Source organism: Vibrio sp. Vb2960 (assembly GCF_033337665.1).
Classification (GTDB): domain Bacteria; phylum Pseudomonadota; class Gammaproteobacteria; order Enterobacterales; family Vibrionaceae; genus Vibrio; species Vibrio alginolyticus.
Map to the genome: position 1 here is coordinate 1 of NZ_JAWORD010000077.1, position 650 is coordinate 650.

Here is a 650-nt window from a genome sequence, read left to right on the forward strand (position 1 = left end):
CGCCTCTGACTGCCAAGGCATCCACCGTGTACGCTTAGTCACTTAACCATACAACCCGAAGGAGTTTCGAGTTGATGAACAAGTCACCAAAGTTGTCTCTCATTATTTGAATGAGCGAGAGACATTCGATTTTGCCGGACTCAAATTCCAAGAACACTTGAATGTGTTTTTTGGTGTTTGTCATAAAGACAAACATTGAGAACTTTACAAACAACAATAAATTGTTGTTTTGTCAGCTTTCCAAATTGTTAAAGAGCTAGATTTTCTGATGAAAACCATTTTTAAAGATTCTTTTTCAAGAACACTTAAAGATGGTGGAGCTATGCGGGATCGAACCGCAGACCTCCTGCGTGCAAGGCAGGCGCTCTCCCAGCTGAGCTATAGCCCCATCAAGGTGTCGATACTGTCGCCAATTCCTTGGGAAAGAAATTGGTGGGTCTGAGTGGACTCGAACCACCGACCTCTCGCTTATCAGGCGAACGCTCTAACCACCTGAGCTACAGACCCAGTATCGTCTCTTTACTTTATAAACCGTATCAATCTGTGTGAACACTCATCGCAATAATCATCGTATAAGGAGGTGATCCAGCGCCAGGTTCCCCTAGCGCTACCTTGTTACGACTTCACCCCAGTCATGAACCACAAAGTGG

2 tRNA genes and 1 rRNA gene are annotated in these 650 nt (G+C 44.8%); all 3 read right to left on the reverse strand.

Annotation, left to right across the window (positions count from 1 at the left end):
• Positions 1-312 precede the first annotated feature (312 nt).
• Positions 313-388 (reverse strand) — tRNA-Ala (locus R7O03_RS22695).
• Between the two features lie 42 nt (positions 389-430).
• Positions 431-507 (reverse strand) — tRNA-Ile (locus R7O03_RS22700).
• A 66-nt stretch (positions 508-573) separates the two neighbouring features.
• A 16S ribosomal RNA gene (locus tag R7O03_RS22705) occupies positions 574-650 on the reverse strand; the annotation flags it as partial.